Below are 14,734 nucleotides of genomic sequence, written 5' to 3'. Positions count from 1 at the left end.
TTAATACGCACTGACATCGTCAACGGTAGCGGGAGAGAAGATGGACAATAAGCACCTTATTCTGGTTGCTGAAGATGATGATGAAATCGCCGATATTCTGCAAAGCTACATCCATCGCGCCGGTATGCGTACGCTGCGCGCGGCCGACGGCGAGCAGGCGATTAGCCTTTGCTATCTGCATAAACCCGATCTGGTTTTGCTCGATATTCAGTTGCCCATTCATGATGGCTGGAGCGTTCTGAGCGCGGTGCGTAAAGAGAGCACGGTACCGGTCATCATGGTCACCGCGCTGGATCAGGACATTGATAAATTGATGGGGCTGCGGCTCGGCGCGGATGATTACGTGGTGAAGCCTTTCAACCCGTCGGAAGTGGTGGCGCGAATCGAAGCGGTGCTGCGCCGCACCAAAGCGGGTGGCGTGCCGCCTTGCGATAAACCGATTCGCACCCAGCATGTCACGGTCTATCCCGAGGAGTTTTATGTCGAGGTGCATGTTGATGGTGAAACGGTCACCCCGCTGCTAACCACCACCGAATTTAAGCTGCTGGCACACCTGGCGAAGAACCCGCGCAAAGTCTGCTCCCGCGAAGAGCTGCTCAATGCCTGCCTGCCGGAGGGCGATACGCTGGATCGCACGGTGGATAGCCATATGAGTAAGCTGCGCAAAAAGCTGGAGCAGTGCGGCCTGAAAGGGATGCCGGAGAGCATTCGCGGCATGGGCTACCGTCTGGGGCAGATGAAATGAGCCGCCAGCAGACATTAGATCGGCAGATCCTGTGGTTTATGATTTCGCTGACGCTGATCGTGATTGCCATCGCCATCATCGGCTCTTATCTCTTTTATGCCTTTCTGATCGACTACATTCCCGGCGGCGCGGAGATTGGCAATGAAGATCAGATGACGGTTGTCGACTGGGCGTGGATCCTGATGGTCACCCTGCTGTCGCTCGCCATCTCGCTCTTTTTCGCCGTCAGGCTGTCATCAAAAATCCTGCGCCCTTTAACCTCTGTCGCCACCAGCCTGCGGCGCATTGCCGAGGGCGATCTCGGCGCGCGCGCCGCCTGCTCCAGTTCGCACCTTGGCGAGGTCAATAACCTCGTTAATGACTTCAATACTATGGCGGAAAAACTGCAAACCCTTGAGGCGCAGCGGAAATCATGGAATGCGGCGATTGCCCACGAACTGCGCACGCCGGTGACGATCCTGCGTGGCAGGCTGCAAGGGCTGGTCGATGGCGTATTCGACGCCGATCCGGCGCTTTTTGCCAACCTGCTTAAGCAGACCGAAGGGTTAACCAACCTGATTGAGGATATGCGGGTAGTCAGTTCTTCGGGCGCGGCGCAATTTTCTTTAACCCTTGAGAAGGTCGATTTAAAGTCGACGCTACAGAGCGCGATTGATGCCTTCTCGCTGGAGTTCGCGCGGCATCACGTCAACGTGATCGCAGAGCTGCGCCCGCAGGCATGCGTATGCGATCCGCTACGCATTATTCAGTGCCTGACGGTGTTGTTCGATAACGCCATCAAATATGCCACCTCGAAAACCGTGGTGATAAAAAATGGCGTCACCGATAAAGAGGTCTACGTGCTGGTGCAGGATCACGGCCCTGGCATCCCTGAAGGGCTGCATAAATTCCTGTTTCAGCCTTTTCAGCGCGGAGCCGAGGCGCGCGAGGCGCACCCGGAAGGTTGCGGGCTGGGCTTGTCGGTAGTGAAAGCGATCATGCTTGCCCACGGCGGCGATGTGACCTACACCCTGACGGCCAACCGCCATTCGCTGTTCAGGCTGAGCTGGCCATTATTCACAACGCGCTAAGTTAAATTCAGCCGCCACATCTCACCCAGCCGGGCATCCCACTCGGCCGGGACGATCTTCAGTTTTCCCCGGCGCGGGCTGAGGGTGATTTCACTAAAATAGATCACCTCCTCCGCCGGCATCAGATCGATGCGGCAGTAATCGATCCCTTTGGCTAACCGTTCCGACGCGCCGATCGCTCGCGGCAATAAGTCAGGTTCGGGGATCGCACCAGGCGTATTGGGATACTCCATCTGGTAGGGCTGTAACTGCCATGCGCGGTTATAGACGTTGATATAACCATTCCCCTCTTCATCGGTAAAATCTGCCTCAATTACCTCGGCGACACCGTGGAAGCAGTGGAGGCGCAGCATCTCTGGCGTCTGGTTTTTATTGCCTCGGGTAAAGACGTCGATATATTTCTCGCACAAAATAACGGGCGCAATATCTTTGTACTGCCACTCGCGGGTGGCGTAATACATATTCTTTTTCAGCGCCAGCGACAGCTTATTAATGGCGGCGCCAAGGTTAAGTTCATCCTTATCAAGACAGACCACCGCGCTGCCGCTGTCGTGATTACACTTCAGTACAAAGCGCTGCGGCAGGCTATTGAAATCGATATCGCTGACTTTGTGATAAACCCCCAACAGCGGCACGACGCGTAATTGATCGGTGCGGGCATGGACATAGTCACGCACCGCCAGCTTATCCGCCAGCAGGGTGTAGAGCGGGTTTCGATCATACAGCATGCGGTGGCAGATCTTTTCGCTGAGCGTCACCGGGTGGCGCAAATCGTGTTCGCGTCCGGAAATTCTTTTTAGCCTGCTGGCATGAAAATGGCTGTCCGCCACGGCGCAGGCAGTCATTTTTTTCGCTAAATAAGAGATGTATTTACGGAAATAGTCGAGTTTGTTCATTGCCCCCTCCTGAGAACAATGAAGATTTTGAACAGGTTTTATTGCGCGATATTGCGCGAATTATGGAGGGAAAATGGAGGTCAATGAACGACCTTTCGCGCCGTTTTAAATAATTCAGCCCTTCTCTTTTTTCCGGTAATAAATTCTCTATCGCTGCAAGCACAAACCGGGCTACCAGAATTGGCGGCGCGGGGTGTTTGAAGGGAGAAGGAAAGTTCTTTACTCTCGAAGGGCAAGCACATATCCATCCCATTGATGATAAAAATCATCTCCAGATAACTAAAAATGATAAGGGAAAAACATGGCCATTGAGATCGCCAGCCAGGTAACGGAGCAGGACAAAGAGGAGCTGCTGAGCGGCTTACGGCGCTATAACCAGCAGTTTATTGATGGCTCTGGCTGGGGCCAGGTTGGCATCTACAGCCGTAATGAGGCGGGCGCGATGATCGGTGGGTTAATCGGTACGCAAAAAGGGTTATGGCTGTGCATCGATTTTTTATGGGTCAGTGAAGAAGCGCGAGGCGCCAGGCTTGGCAGCACGCTTATCCGCACGGCAGAGGAGCAAGCACAGCGCATGGGCTGCCGACACGCACAGGTGGATACCGTCAGTTTTCAGGCGCTGCCCTTTTACCTTAAACAGGGTTACGAACTGAAATTAAGCCTGCCGGACTTTCCCGAAGAGGGGATGCAGCGCCACTACCTGATTAAGTTAAACCTGAATGAACCGCGCTGAGGCAAAAATGGATATTGCGTTGCAGGAACTGGATGAGTCGCATATCACATCCTGCGCGCAACTCTACTGTCGCACCTATCAGCAAGCGCCGTGGAATGAGAGCTGGCCGTCGCCGCAGCCAATCGTCGAGTTTATTCAGGCGCATTTGGGCAATAACTATTTCCGCGGCTATATCGCCAAATATGGCGATGAAGTCATCGCGGTGAGCATCGGCTTTAAAAAACCGTGGCCCGGCGGCATGGAGTATTACCTTGATGAGTTCTTTATCGATCCGGAGTATCAAAGAAAGGGAATCGGAACCCAGCTGATGAGTTTTATCGAGGCGCGCTGCCTTGATGAAGGGCTGAATGCGATAATCCTCAACACGCAAAAAGGGTATGCCTCAGATGATTTCTACACGCGTAATGGCTTTAAAGAGCATCAGGGCTTAATTGTTCTCTCTAAATCGTTAGCCAATCATTAGGAGGTCGCCTTGACCCTTTATACCTCACGCTTACTCCTGCGCCCCGTTGCGCAGGAGGATCTCGGCGATCTGTTCGCGATTTATGGCGATCCGGCGACCAACACCTTCAACCCGGCGGGGCCCTATCCCGATATTGCATACACGAAAACGGTGCTGGATCGCTGGCTGGCGCACTGGGCAGAGCACGGCTTTGGCAGTTGGGCGATCGCGCTGCGCGACGCGCCTGAAAAGATCATCGGTTTTGGTGGCCTGAGCCTGCGCAGCTTTGCCGATATCCCGATGAATAATTTAGGTTATCGCTTTGCCACCAGCGCATGGGGCAAGGGGCTGGCGAGCGAATTATCGCTCTACGCGGTGAGATATGGTTTTGAGACGCTGAACATGGGGGAGATTTGCGGCGTAGTGCGCGCTAACCATCTGGCGTCGCGCAAGGTGCTGGAGAAAGCGGGACTGAAGTTTGCCCGCGAAATTGCGGATATTGAGAATGCGCCGCCGAGCCTGCTCTACACCCTGAGCAGGGAGGAGTGGCAGAAAACCGCCTCCCCTCCCTCAGCCTGAAACGCGAGGTGGATCTGCCACCTCGCTTCACATCAGAACCCCGGCGTGCGGGTCTGTTTGCTGTCCATAAATTTGATACGCGCCTCTCTCCAGACAGGATCGTCCAGTTCAAGAGAGGTGTTGGAGAGTTTCAGCACGGCTTGTTGCGTAGTGGAAGAGCACGCCATCCCGGCCTGTTTGCCAGGCTCTTTGCACCATACCATCGGCGTCGAATAAGGAGCATTTGATGCCGGGCCATACTTCTCGACCGCCGCTTTTTCCATCGCCTCTTTGTTGGCAGTCGACCACGGCAGCTCGTAAGTGATCATTGACGCCGCCAGCGGATGTTGCGCATCCACCGGAACGCGGCCTTCGAAATAGACCTGCAGTTTCACACCCTCTTTTTCATACCCGACAAATTTCGGCTGCTTATTACCGGTGACCGGGTTGTCTTGCGGGTATTTATCCACCTCCAGCGCAGAGGCGGGCACGTTGAAGTGTGTAGTAATAGCCTTGACCGCCTCATCGTAATCCATGCCGGTTTTCACCCCGGCAACGTCAAACTTTGTCACATCGACGGCACGCAACTCTTCCGCCTGAACCGCAGAGGCACCCAGCAACGACACAAAAACAACCGCGCTTAAACGCTTAAACATCCTGAACTCCTGTTCCTGAAAAAGTAAGCCATTGAGCGCCTTACATTACGTCCAATGTCGATGGGCATTAAGATAGCAGCGCGTGAGGAGATGGCAACCGCATCGCCCTACCAGGGTTGATAGGTTTTTCCGCAGTAGTGCGTTTATGCGCCTCGTCACAGAATAGAGAGGTCAATTTTCGCCCTGGCAAACAGAGCAACTGAAGCGCGGAATCATGTTAATAGCATGTTGCAATTGATTCAGGGTAAATGTTAACGGCGATTAATGCGCGTCACGCATCAGCCGATGAGTTTAATGCGCTTATTCAGCTACTTTTCCTGATCCACTCTTCAGAGAGGCGCGTTACAAGCGTCACTGTATAACTGGAGATGACATGCAAACATTGACCCCTATGGCACGAACCAGCGCGATACTGCGCGTTACCTCAGGCAACTTTCTCGAGCAGTTTGACTTCTTTCTCTTTGGCTTTTATGCCACCTATATTGCGCATAATTTTTTCCCGGCCAGCAGCGAGTTCGCCTCGCTGATGATGACCTTCGCGGTCTTTGGCGCGGGCTTTTTAATGCGCCCTATCGGTGCCATTGTGCTTGGGGCCTACATCGATAAAGTGGGCCGCCGTAAAGGGCTTATCGTCACGCTGTCGATCATGGCGGCAGGCACCTTTCTGATCGTGCTGATCCCCTCTTACCAGACCATCGGTATCTGGGCGCCGCTGCTGGTGCTGAGTGGGCGCTTACTGCAAGGTTTCTCCGCCGGGGCCGAGCTGGGCGGGGTCTCCGTTTACCTGGCTGAGATCGCCACGCCGGGGCGCAAAGGGTTTTACACCAGCTGGCAGTCCGGTAGCCAGCAGGTCGCCATTATGGTCGCCGCCGCGATGGGCTTCGCCCTTAACGCCGTGCTGGAAGAGTCAGCGATCCGCGACTGGGGCTGGCGGTTGCCGTTCCTGTTTGGCTGCCTGATTGTGCCGTTCATCTTTATCCTGCGCCGCAAGCTGGAAGAGACCCAGGAGTTTAACGCTCGCCATAAAAAGCTGGCGATGCGCGAAGTGTTTACAACACTGCTGGCGAACTGGCCGGTAGTGATCGCCGGAATGTTAATGGTGGCAATGACTACCACCGCCTTTTACCTCATCACCGTTTACGCGCCGACCTTCGGCAAAAAAGTGCTGATGCTCAGCGCTTCAGACAGCCTGCTGGTCACGCTGCTGGTCGCTATCTCTAACTTTATCTGGCTGCCGATTGGCGGGGCGTTGTCCGATCGCTTTGGCCGCAAAGCGGTGCTGGTGACCATGACACTGCTGGCGCTGTTCACCTCCTACCCGGCCCTCAGCCTGCTGGCGCAGAACCCGACCTTTACCATGATGCTGACGGTGCTGCTGTGGCTGTCGTTTATCTATGGCCTCTATAACGGCGCGATGATCCCGGCATTGACAGAGATTATGCCCACCGAAGTGCGTGTCGCCGGTTTCTCGCTGGCCTACAGCCTGGCAACCGCGGTATTCGGCGGCTTTACGCCGGTGATCTCCACCGCGCTGATTGAGTACTCCGGCGATAAAGCCTCCCCCGGCTACTGGATGAGTTTTGCAGCCATCTGCGCCCTGCTCGCCACGCTCTATATGTACCGCCGCAGCAGCTTAACCCTGCAAACCGCACGTTAAGGAGAGACGATAATGAAGAGAATGTTGCGTTCCCTGTTCGCCACGCTGCTGCTCTGCACGCTTAGCCTGGGCGCTACGGCGAAAGAGATCACGGTGATGATTTCCGGCGGCTTTAAACCGGCGTTACAGAAGCTGATCCCACAATTTGAAGCGAAAACCGGCGATACCATTGTGGTGGTTGCCGGGCCGTCGATGGGCAAAACGCCGCAGGCGATCCCCGCCCGGCTGGCGCGTGGCGAAGCAGCGGATGTGGTGATTATGGTCGGCGACGCGCTGACAAAACTCTCAAAAGAGGGATGGATTGCGCCCGGCTCCCGCGTCGAGCTGGCGGACTCACCGATTGGGATGGTGGTGAAAGAGGGTGACGCGGTTCCCGCGATCAAAACGAACGAGGAGCTGCGCGCGACGTTGCTGAAAGCCAAATCGATTGCCTATTCGGACAGCGCCAGCGGTGTTTACATCAGCAGCCAGTTATTCAAGAAACTCGGTATCGACGAGGCGGTGGCGCAGAAGGCGCACAAAGTGGAGCGCATCCCGGTCGCTGGCGAAGTGGCAAAAGGCCATTACGCCGTCGGCTTCCAGCAGGTGAGCGAACTGCTGCCAGAGCATGGCGTGACGTTTGTGGGCGAACTGCCGGCCGATCTTCAGTACATCACCCGTTTTGCCGGGGCGGTGACGGCGAAAGCGCAACATGCGCAGGAGGGCAAAGCGCTGCTGGCGTTCCTCTCCGCCCCTGAGGCGCAATCGACCATCCACCTTACCGGGATGCACTCCGTTGCGGCGGCACCGCGTGATACTGCTCAGTGATGAGTTTCTCCAGTTCGGCGGCAATATAGGACTGCACGCGCCCGCTGCGGCGGATCAGCCCCAGCGTGCGTTTGACTACCGGGTCGGTCAGCGGCAGATGCGTCAGCACCGAATGGGCTGACGCCGGCATCGACATTGCCGGTATCGCCGCAATACCCACCCCCGCTTCCACCATGCCAATCATGGTGGTGACATGGCGGGTTTCACAGATGCTCGGGCGCTCAGGCGTGATGTGCCCCAGCATCTGGTCAATCAAATTGCGGTTGCCAGAGGTTTTATCCAGCCCGATATAGTCATACTGGTAAAACTCGCGCCAGGTGAGGCTCTTCTTGCTGGCAATCGGGTGATCGTGGCGGCAGGCCGCGACATAGGTATCCACCACCAGCGGGCGAAACTCGATATCTGCCAGCAGGCTACCGGCAAAACAGATGCCGAAGTCGGCCTGGCCGCTGGCAACGGTGTCGATCACGTTACCCGCGCTGCTATCAATCAACTTCACGCGCACCCGGGGAAAGCGCGCTTTAAAGGTGCGGATCACATCAGGCATGAAGTAGCACGCGGCAGAAGGTACGGCTGCGACCGTCACCACGCCGACGCGATCCTGGCTCACTTTATCGATATCGGCTAACACCGCTTCCACATTCATCAACAGCTGTTCAGAACGCTCGGCGAAGGTCTGCCCGTAGAGGGTCAGCGCAACCCGGCGCGTGGTTCTGTCGAACAACTTAATGCCCAGCGCGTTCTCAAGCTTCTCTATGCGGCGGCTCAATGCTGACTGCGACAGGCAGATTGACTCGGCGGCAAGGCGAAAATTGCCATATTCCACCAGGGCGCGGAAAGCATAGAGGTCGTTGAGATCGAAATTCACGGGCATGATGACAGGCGATCCTTCTCGGGTGGTCAACTGAGGGATAAGAGCATAACCGCCCGGCAGACAAGATCAACTTTTTAACAATGTTACAACACCGGGCTGCGCATCATCCACAGTACGATTAGCGCAACCAGCGCCGGAAGCGCCTGCACATAAAGGATTTTTCTACTGGCGGTGATCGCACCAAAAATTCCCGCGACCAGCACGCAGACGAGGAAGAAAGTTTTAACCTGGAAGCCGCTATCGCCAAGCCATAACCCCCACAGCAAACCGGCGGCTAAAAAGCCGTTATAGAGCCCCTGGTTGGCGGCCATCACCCGGCTATCACGGGCAAAATCAGCAGTAAGGTTAAACGCCTTGCGGCCTGTTGCCGTATTCCAGAGAAACATTTCGAGCACAAGAATATAGAGGTGAATAACGGCGACAAGCGCAATCAGGATATTTGCTGGCATAACAAGCCTCAGAAATCAGTGTGCGGGTTAAGAAACAGCTTAACCCATTTTTCGTTAACTTTGCCGCTGGCACAAGAGAGGCGGAGTAGTAATAAAGCGAAGCGCGGACGTGCAGCCAGATTATTGCCACTGCACGTTGCGCCCGGCAAGACTATAACTCGTTTTCGGAAGCCGCAGGCGCGGTCAGCGTTGCCCTTACCTGCGGCAGGCCGTGCGGATAATTTTCCTGAATAAACTCAATCATTTTTTCCCGCACGTAACAGCGTAAATCGAAGGCCGTTGGCGAGTTCTGTGCCGTCATCAACATCCTGATGGTCATGGTTTTTTCCGTGGTATCGGTCACCTGCAGCACCTGCGTTTGCTGATCCCAGAGCTTGGTTTCACTGAGCACTTTTTCAAAATGCTGGCGAAGAGGCTCTAAAGGCATCGAGTAATCAACGTAAAGAAAAACCGAGCCTAAAATTTGTGCATTATTACGCGTCCAGTTCTGGAACGGATTTTCGGTGAAGTAGGTGATCGGCAGCACCAGCCGACGCAGATCCCACAGACGCACTACCACATAGGTCAGGTTAATCTCCTCAATCCAGCCCCACTCTTTTTCCACCACCACCGCATCATCAATTTTAATAGGCTGCGTAAAGGCAATCTGAATACCGGCAAAGAGATTGACCAGCGATTTTTGCAAAGCAAAACCGATGATAATACCGGCAACACCGGCACCGGCCAGAATCGTGGTACCGAATTTTCGCACGCCCGGGAAGCTGAGCAAAATCAGGGAGAGGCAGAGCGTCACGAGGATAACGATAGCGACTTTCTTCACGTACATTATCTGCGTGCGGATTTTGCGCGCACGAAGATTGTTCGAAATATTAATGTCATAGCGGATAAAAAGCATATCCTGAGCCACGTTAATTAAGCGGATCAGGACCGAGCAGAATGACAAAATAATAAATATATTTATTGTCGTTGTAATAAACCCCAGCGATTCAGGCTGGATGTGGACATAATTCACACCGACGCGGATTAACAGCAGCGGGATGAAAAGAAACATCGATCCGCGCAGGTGTTTCTCAAGTGATTTAAAGAGCTTTCTGTCCCGGCTCTGCCAGTAACGGATAAATTGCAGCAGTGTAAATCTCGCGAGAAAACCGATCGCGAGCGAGAGCGTGACGAGCAATACCGCAGGCACCCATGCCGGAGCGCCAGATAACTCACCAAATAAAAAAGGCATGCTTTCCCCTTATATTCTGCCAACACCCCTGCGTTGTCAGTACGGTTAAACGGATCGGTAAACCTTCCCTTGCAGATAACCCGCAGATTGCCTGATTCCCGCGCCTTATTATATGAAAAATATGAAAACAGCCTTATCCGTTGATAACAATATCAGGCAATTCTGATAACGATTTTCAGGGATGATGCGCCCTCAAGTTAGCCCGATATATTAAGAACTCTAACGTATAAAGCTTGTAAAAAATGCGTATCCACTATACTGACCACTGCAGTTGTCATTTACCTACGAGGCTGCTGACGATTACAGAATTCATAAAACCTGTACCCATGACCATCAGGAGAACAACATGCAAAAGAGTAAAACGTTAAAAGGACTGCTGGCCGTATCAGCCGCCGTCGCGATGTTCACCACGGTTGGCGTGCAAGCCCAGACTCCGGCGAGCGCCGCGCAGAGTAGCGCGACCGCAACCAGCACCAAACTCAGCTCCGGCGATGAAAAAGCACTGAAGGATATGGCACAGGCCAATATCAATGAGGTCGCCGCCGCGAAAATCGCGCTGGAAAAAGCCAAAAGCAGCGAAGTGAAAGCCTATGCGCAGAAGATGGTCGATGACCATGGCGCAGCGCTGACCAAAGTTCAGGCCGTCGCTAAGCAAAAAGGCGTTGAACTGCCGACCGAGCCGGACGCCAAGCATAAAACGATGGCTGCCAAGCTTGAAAAAGAGAGCGGCGACAAGTTTGACAAGCTCTATATGGAAAATGCCGGCACCAAAGATCACAAAATGGTGCTCGATAAACTGCAGAGCGACGCTAAAGAGATTAAAGATCCGGACGTGAAAACGCTGGCCGATGCCCATACCCCGGTGGTTGAGCAGCACCTCAAGTCTGCCGAGCAGATGTCTGCAAGTAAGTAACAAAGCGTAAAAAAGTACACGAGCCTGCAAGCAGAATGACGCAGGTTTGACGTGTTACAGACCGGGGCCGCGCCGCTGCCAGACGCCGTGGCGCGGCCCTTCAGGTCATCTACCCTGCTTCGCTCAGGGTTAACCAGTGATTAAATAATATCCTGCAACTATCACACCAATACATAATGCTGCTGACGAGATTGCCGATAACCAGATCAATTCCTACTCGATCCGGTAAATCTGATGCGTATGCCTTTCCTTAAACACCTTTTTTCCCTGAGCCGCCTGCGTTCATCCGCCTCTTATAACGCACTTTGCCAGAATAAACCTGTCATTGAATTCAGTCCGGAAGGGATCATCCATAGCGCCAGCCCGCAGTTTCTCTCCGCGATGGGTTATCGCGCGGATGAGATCATCGGCCAGCACCACCGCATTTTCTGCCCGCCGTCGCTGGTGAACTCAGCGGAGTACGCGCAGTTCTGGCAACGCCTTTCGCGCGGCGAAAGCTTTAGCGGCAAATATCTGCGCCTGGCCAAGGGCAATCGCCCTGTATGGCTCGAGGCCAGCTATATCCCCGTCACCAACCGTCACGGCGCGGTGACCAGAGTGATCAAAATTGCGGCCGATATTTCTGAGCGTATTCATGTTGCGCTTGAGAAGGAGGCGATCGTTAATGCCATCGGTCGCTCGATGGCCATCATCGCCTTCAGCCCGGAAGGGGTGGTGCTGGAAGCGAATGACAACTTCCTGAGCACCACTGGCTATAAACGCGATGAAGTGATCGGCAAGCATCACCGTCTTTTCTGCTCTGAGACACTGTATAAAAGTGACGAATACCGCCAGTTCTGGGAGAGGCTGAATCAGGGCGAGTTCTTTTCCGGTCAGTTTCCACGCCTGAACCGCCGGGGCGAGCCTTTATGGCTGCGGGCAACCTATAACCCTGTGTTTAACAGCGACGGGCAGCTCTATAAGATTGTGAAATTCGCTACCGATGTCACGGCAGATGTGCTGCGCAACCAGCGGGAGCAGGAGGCGGCTGTCCACGCATGGGATATGGCGGTGCAAACTCGTGGCAGCGCGCAGAACGGCGCGACGGTTATCGAAAACAGCATCCGCATGATTGACACCATTGCCCAGAGAATGAGCACGGTCTCCAGCGATGTCTCGCGGCTCAACGATCAGTCTGACAGCATCGACGGGATGGTTGAGACCATCCGCAGCTTTGCCATGCAGACAAGATTGATTGCACTGAACGCCGCGATTGAAGCTGCGCGAGCGGGCGCATCCGGACGCAGTTTTGCCGTGGTGGCCGCAGAAGTGCGGACTCTTGCAGCGAGCGTCAGCAGCGCGACGGAAGAGATCGAGCGGGTTGTAGCCAGCAATAATCAGCTCGCCAAAGAGGTGCTGAACGGCATCGAAAATAACCTGATGAGCACCCGCGAAGGTGTGACGCTGATGCGTGAAGCGGGCGAAGTAATTGCCAGCATCCAGAAAAATGCAGCCGGGGTTGAGGCCGCGGTGAAAGATGTCGCCCTTTCCGTCAAAGCTGACTGACTTCAACAAACAGAAATACGCCACGCCATAACCTAAATTTCCCGTCCAGATCAGGAGAGGGTCGAGCACGCAGCTTGCTGCCGTAAGCCCCCTCTCCGCTCTTTACTGCCTCTTTGCCCCCTTTTTAACCCCTGTGCACACCTATTGATACGCAAGGAACAATCAATTAAAGCCTGCGGTGAATAGCGATTTCCTCGATTAAACAAGCCGTTACGCCTGAACTTAGCCGCCCCGCCTCACGCCGACTGTTTCGTCGCGAAATTATTTACATCTCTCCCACTATCTTTCCGTAAAAATCCTGCCACAATTCACTCAATAAAATCGCGCGTAATTAGTTAACGCGCTATTTATATAACGTAACAACAACACTTTTGGCCACCGCTATCAAACAGGGCGCGACTATGAACACATTGAAAAACTACACTATCCGCCGCGTCGTGTTATGGATCCTCCTGACAGCGCTGGCACTGATTACCGCCACCGGCGGCTATGCGGCCTTTGCCGTGCGCGATATGAACAGACAGGCTGACGAGAGCACAGCGCTGACCCAGCAGGCGATCTTCCTCTCCCACGCCACGCAGGTGTTGCAACAGGGAAGCGCAGCCGAAAAAGCGGCCTTGATAAATGAAATCCCGCCGGGCACGGAGTGGGCCACAGAGGCGTTATCCGGCTCCGCCAGCGCCTGGAAAATGCTGGCCAGCGAGCATCTGGCGGCGTTAACCCGTAAGTCTCATAACATTAGCGCGCAGATTGCCGCCGATCGCACTCAACTCGATATCGTACTGATTGTTGCCCTGCTGGCCGCCGCCGGGCTGGTGCTGTTTTGCGACTGCTATCTGGTTATCCATCTGGTGAAGCCGGTTGGCGATATCCGCGCCCATTTCCGCCTGATTGCGCAGGGTGATTTAACTTACCAGCCACAGGATATTGGCCGTAACTGCGTCGGTCAGATGATCCCGCTGGTGCGTGAGATGCAGAACAGCCTGCTGACGACCGTGAGCGCGATCAGCGAGAACAGCGATGCGCTGCACCGTGAAGCACGTGAGATTGCCGCCGGTAACAGCGATCTGGCAAACCGTACAACCCAGCAGGCGGCAGCCCTTGAACAGGCGGCATCCAGCATGGAGGAGTTGACCTCAACGGTCAGCCACAACGCTGATAATGCGCGTCAGGTTCGCGATCTGTCGGTGATGACCGCACACACTACCGAGAAAGCCAGCAACCTGGTGGAGACACTGGCCAGCACCATGAACCGCATTGCCGATGGCTCCGAGCAGATCCGCCAGTTCACCTCCACCATCAACAGCATTGCTTTCCAGACCAATATCCTTGCATTGAATGCCGCTGTTGAAGCGGCGCGTGCCGGCGAGCAGGGCCGCGGTTTCGCCGTGGTAGCAACAGAAGTACGCTCCCTCGCCCAGCGCAGTGCGGCGGCGGCGCGTGAAATTGAGTCGCTGATCAAATCCGCGATTACCTCGGTTCATGAGGGCAAAGATGTGGCGGAAGATGCCGGTGAGGCGATGAGCGAAGTGAAAGGCAATGTCGCCAGCGTCAATGCGCTGATTGGCGAAATCGCCCTCGCTTCTGATGAGCAGAGTAAAGGCATCTCGCAGGTGACTCACGCAGTTGCCGAGCTGGATCGCGTGACTCAGCAGAACGCGGCGCTGGTACATCAGATTACGGCGTCAGCCAGCAACCTTAATGGCAGAACGGAAACCCTGCGCGGCGTGGTGCAGCACTTTACGCTGCCGCTCACGGTGAGCTGAGTTTCCTGAAGCAACGTGTTACACGGGACGAGGCTACGCACCGGAGAAGTCACCGGAGGTAGTAATAAAAAAGCAGACGTCTTTTATCCTCTTCGTCTTATTTATAACGGGCAGTGCCGATGTCGCGGCTGCCCGTTTTTTTTCTCTCTTTTTGGGCAACTGAAATATTCTTCTTATTTATTAATGGTGTTGTTATGAGATCTTTCCATTCACTTCCACCTGATGCTCTTTTCCCCGGCTGGCGGGCGCTAATGGCGTAAATTAAATTGTGAAATAAATGTGAGACCGCACCTTTTACAGGCATCAGTTGCGCTCCGTTACTGCTAATATCAATACAAATCATATTTGCATTGGGCTGACGTTGCCTGCCGGTATGCTTCCATTCCGCTGTA

At 54.5% G+C, this 14,734-nt stretch carries 16 protein-coding genes; 10 read left to right on the top strand and 6 right to left on the bottom strand.

The window, feature by feature from the left end:
* Positions 1–40: 40 nt before the first annotated feature.
* Both SOM48_RS04190 and SOM48_RS04185 read left to right on the top strand, forming a co-directional pair.
* A complete protein-coding gene (locus SOM48_RS04190; RefSeq protein ID WP_054803511.1) occupies positions 41–745 on the top strand; it encodes a response regulator in 705 nt (234 codons plus the stop codon).
* The gene (locus SOM48_RS04185; protein ID WP_320511495.1) at positions 742–1,815 is read left to right on the top strand and encodes an ATP-binding protein; all 1,074 of its coding nucleotides are present in this window, start codon (positions 742–744) and stop codon (positions 1,813–1,815) included. The genes SOM48_RS04190 and SOM48_RS04185 overlap by 4 nt, the downstream gene beginning before the upstream one ends.
* Here SOM48_RS04185 and SOM48_RS04180 read toward each other — a convergent pair.
* Positions 1,812–2,711 carry an ATP-grasp fold amidoligase family protein gene (locus SOM48_RS04180; RefSeq protein WP_128482380.1) on the bottom strand — a complete coding sequence of 300 codons (900 nt, stop codon included), beginning with the start codon at positions 2,709–2,711 and terminating at the stop codon, positions 1,812–1,814. The genes SOM48_RS04185 and SOM48_RS04180 overlap by 4 nt on opposite strands.
* A gap of 301 nt (positions 2,712–3,012) precedes the next feature.
* Here SOM48_RS04180 and SOM48_RS04175 point away from each other — a divergent pair, with 301 nt between their 5' ends.
* The 3 genes from SOM48_RS04175 to SOM48_RS04165 are packed head-to-tail and all read left to right on the top strand — an operon-like array spanning position 3,013 to position 4,465.
* Positions 3,013–3,444, top strand: coding sequence for a GNAT family N-acetyltransferase (locus SOM48_RS04175; protein ID WP_128482379.1), 432 nt, complete (start codon positions 3,013–3,015; stop codon positions 3,442–3,444).
* A gap of 7 nt (positions 3,445–3,451) precedes the next feature.
* The gene (locus tag SOM48_RS04170; RefSeq protein WP_320511494.1) at positions 3,452–3,907 is read left to right on the top strand and encodes a GNAT family N-acetyltransferase; all 456 of its coding nucleotides are present in this window, start codon (positions 3,452–3,454) and stop codon (positions 3,905–3,907) included.
* A 9-nt stretch (positions 3,908–3,916) separates the two neighbouring features.
* A complete protein-coding gene (locus SOM48_RS04165) occupies positions 3,917–4,465 on the top strand; it encodes a GNAT family N-acetyltransferase (protein WP_320511493.1) in 549 nt (182 codons plus the stop codon).
* Positions 4,466–4,497: 32 nt separating this feature from the next.
* Here SOM48_RS04165 and SOM48_RS04160 read toward each other — a convergent pair whose 3' ends face one another.
* Positions 4,498–5,100, bottom strand: coding sequence for a hypothetical protein (locus SOM48_RS04160; protein WP_320511492.1), 603 nt, complete (start codon positions 5,098–5,100; stop codon positions 4,498–4,500).
* 373 nt (positions 5,101–5,473) lie between these two features.
* On the opposite strand from SOM48_RS04160, the gene tcuC reads away from it, so the two are divergent.
* Together tcuC and SOM48_RS04150 are read left to right on the top strand one after the other, a co-directional pair.
* Positions 5,474–6,757 carry an MFS transporter gene (gene tcuC / locus SOM48_RS04155; protein ID WP_034813838.1) on the top strand — a complete coding sequence of 428 codons (1,284 nt, stop codon included), beginning with the start codon at positions 5,474–5,476 and terminating at the stop codon, positions 6,755–6,757.
* Between the two features lie 12 nt (positions 6,758–6,769).
* Positions 6,770–7,564, top strand: a complete 795-nt coding sequence (locus SOM48_RS04150) for a substrate-binding domain-containing protein (RefSeq protein ID WP_054803505.1) — start codon at positions 6,770–6,772, stop codon at positions 7,562–7,564.
* Here SOM48_RS04150 and psrA read toward each other — a convergent pair.
* From psrA to SOM48_RS04135, 3 genes are all read right to left on the bottom strand, one after another.
* On the bottom strand, positions 7,515–8,438 hold the full coding sequence (gene psrA, locus SOM48_RS04145) for an L-proline-binding transcription factor PsrA (protein ID WP_023481259.1): 924 nt from the start codon (positions 8,436–8,438) through the stop codon (positions 7,515–7,517). The two genes, SOM48_RS04150 and psrA, sit on opposite strands and share 50 nt — an antisense overlap.
* A gap of 83 nt (positions 8,439–8,521) precedes the next feature.
* Positions 8,522–8,887: a DUF1304 domain-containing protein gene (locus SOM48_RS04140; protein WP_054803504.1), complete on the bottom strand. Its 366-nt coding sequence runs from the start codon at positions 8,885–8,887 to the stop codon at positions 8,522–8,524.
* A 151-nt stretch (positions 8,888–9,038) separates the two neighbouring features.
* A complete protein-coding gene (locus SOM48_RS04135; protein ID WP_076768810.1) occupies positions 9,039–10,118 on the bottom strand; it encodes a mechanosensitive ion channel family protein in 1,080 nt (359 codons plus the stop codon).
* A 346-nt stretch (positions 10,119–10,464) separates the two neighbouring features.
* Here SOM48_RS04135 and SOM48_RS04130 point away from each other — a divergent pair, with 346 nt between their 5' ends.
* From SOM48_RS04130 to SOM48_RS04120, 3 genes are all read left to right on the top strand, one after another.
* Positions 10,465–11,031 carry a DUF4142 domain-containing protein gene (locus SOM48_RS04130; protein ID WP_054803503.1) on the top strand — a complete coding sequence of 189 codons (567 nt, stop codon included), beginning with the start codon at positions 10,465–10,467 and terminating at the stop codon, positions 11,029–11,031.
* Between the two features lie 240 nt (positions 11,032–11,271).
* The gene (locus tag SOM48_RS04125) at positions 11,272–12,576 is read left to right on the top strand and encodes a methyl-accepting chemotaxis protein (protein ID WP_414672789.1); all 1,305 of its coding nucleotides are present in this window, start codon (positions 11,272–11,274) and stop codon (positions 12,574–12,576) included.
* Positions 12,577–12,977: 401 nt separating this feature from the next.
* Positions 12,978–14,342: a methyl-accepting chemotaxis protein gene (locus tag SOM48_RS04120; RefSeq protein ID WP_320511490.1), complete on the top strand. Its 1,365-nt coding sequence runs from the start codon at positions 12,978–12,980 to the stop codon at positions 14,340–14,342.
* Between the two features lie 97 nt (positions 14,343–14,439).
* On the opposite strand, the gene SOM48_RS04115 is transcribed toward SOM48_RS04120, so the two are convergent.
* Entirely contained in the window at positions 14,440–14,646 is a 207-nt protein-coding gene (locus SOM48_RS04115; protein WP_320511489.1) for a hypothetical protein, read from the bottom strand.
* Between the last annotated feature and the right edge of the window lie 88 nt (positions 14,647–14,734).

The organism is Kosakonia sp. CFBP8986, assembly GCF_034044935.1.
GTDB lineage: Bacteria > Pseudomonadota > Gammaproteobacteria > Enterobacterales > Enterobacteriaceae > Kosakonia > Kosakonia cowanii.
The sequence above is the reverse complement of the archived record's forward strand: the minus strand, read 5'-3'. Positions and strand labels throughout refer to the sequence as shown.

What these genes read in the sequence shown, in the direction of transcription:
- SOM48_RS04190 (WP_054803511.1), top strand. Translation starts at nt 41, where the DNA reads ATGGACAATAAGCACCTTATTCTGGTTGCTGAAGATGATGATGAAATC.
- SOM48_RS04120 (WP_320511490.1), top strand. Translation starts at nt 12,978, where the DNA reads ATGAACACATTGAAAAACTACACTATCCGCCGCGTCGTGTTATGGATC.
- SOM48_RS04150 (WP_054803505.1), top strand. Translation starts at nt 6,770, where the DNA reads ATGAAGAGAATGTTGCGTTCCCTGTTCGCCACGCTGCTGCTCTGCACG.
- SOM48_RS04160 (WP_320511492.1), bottom strand. Translation starts at nt 5,100, where the DNA reads ATGTTTAAGCGTTTAAGCGCGGTTGTTTTTGTGTCGTTGCTGGGTGCC.
- SOM48_RS04175 (WP_128482379.1), top strand. Translation starts at nt 3,013, where the DNA reads ATGGCCATTGAGATCGCCAGCCAGGTAACGGAGCAGGACAAAGAGGAG.
- SOM48_RS04130 (WP_054803503.1), top strand. Translation starts at nt 10,465, where the DNA reads ATGCAAAAGAGTAAAACGTTAAAAGGACTGCTGGCCGTATCAGCCGCC.
- SOM48_RS04125 (WP_414672789.1), top strand. Translation starts at nt 11,272, where the DNA reads ATGCCTTTCCTTAAACACCTTTTTTCCCTGAGCCGCCTGCGTTCATCC.
- SOM48_RS04135 (WP_076768810.1), bottom strand. Translation starts at nt 10,118, where the DNA reads ATGCCTTTTTTATTTGGTGAGTTATCTGGCGCTCCGGCATGGGTGCCT.
- tcuC (WP_034813838.1), top strand. Translation starts at nt 5,474, where the DNA reads ATGCAAACATTGACCCCTATGGCACGAACCAGCGCGATACTGCGCGTT.
- SOM48_RS04185 (WP_320511495.1), top strand. Translation starts at nt 742, where the DNA reads ATGAGCCGCCAGCAGACATTAGATCGGCAGATCCTGTGGTTTATGATT.
- SOM48_RS04140 (WP_054803504.1), bottom strand. Translation starts at nt 8,887, where the DNA reads ATGCCAGCAAATATCCTGATTGCGCTTGTCGCCGTTATTCACCTCTAT.
- SOM48_RS04180 (WP_128482380.1), bottom strand. Translation starts at nt 2,711, where the DNA reads ATGAACAAACTCGACTATTTCCGTAAATACATCTCTTATTTAGCGAAA.
- psrA (WP_023481259.1), bottom strand. Translation starts at nt 8,438, where the DNA reads ATGCCCGTGAATTTCGATCTCAACGACCTCTATGCTTTCCGCGCCCTG.
- SOM48_RS04115 (WP_320511489.1), bottom strand. Translation starts at nt 14,646, where the DNA reads ATGCCTGTAAAAGGTGCGGTCTCACATTTATTTCACAATTTAATTTAC.
- SOM48_RS04170 (WP_320511494.1), top strand. Translation starts at nt 3,452, where the DNA reads ATGGATATTGCGTTGCAGGAACTGGATGAGTCGCATATCACATCCTGC.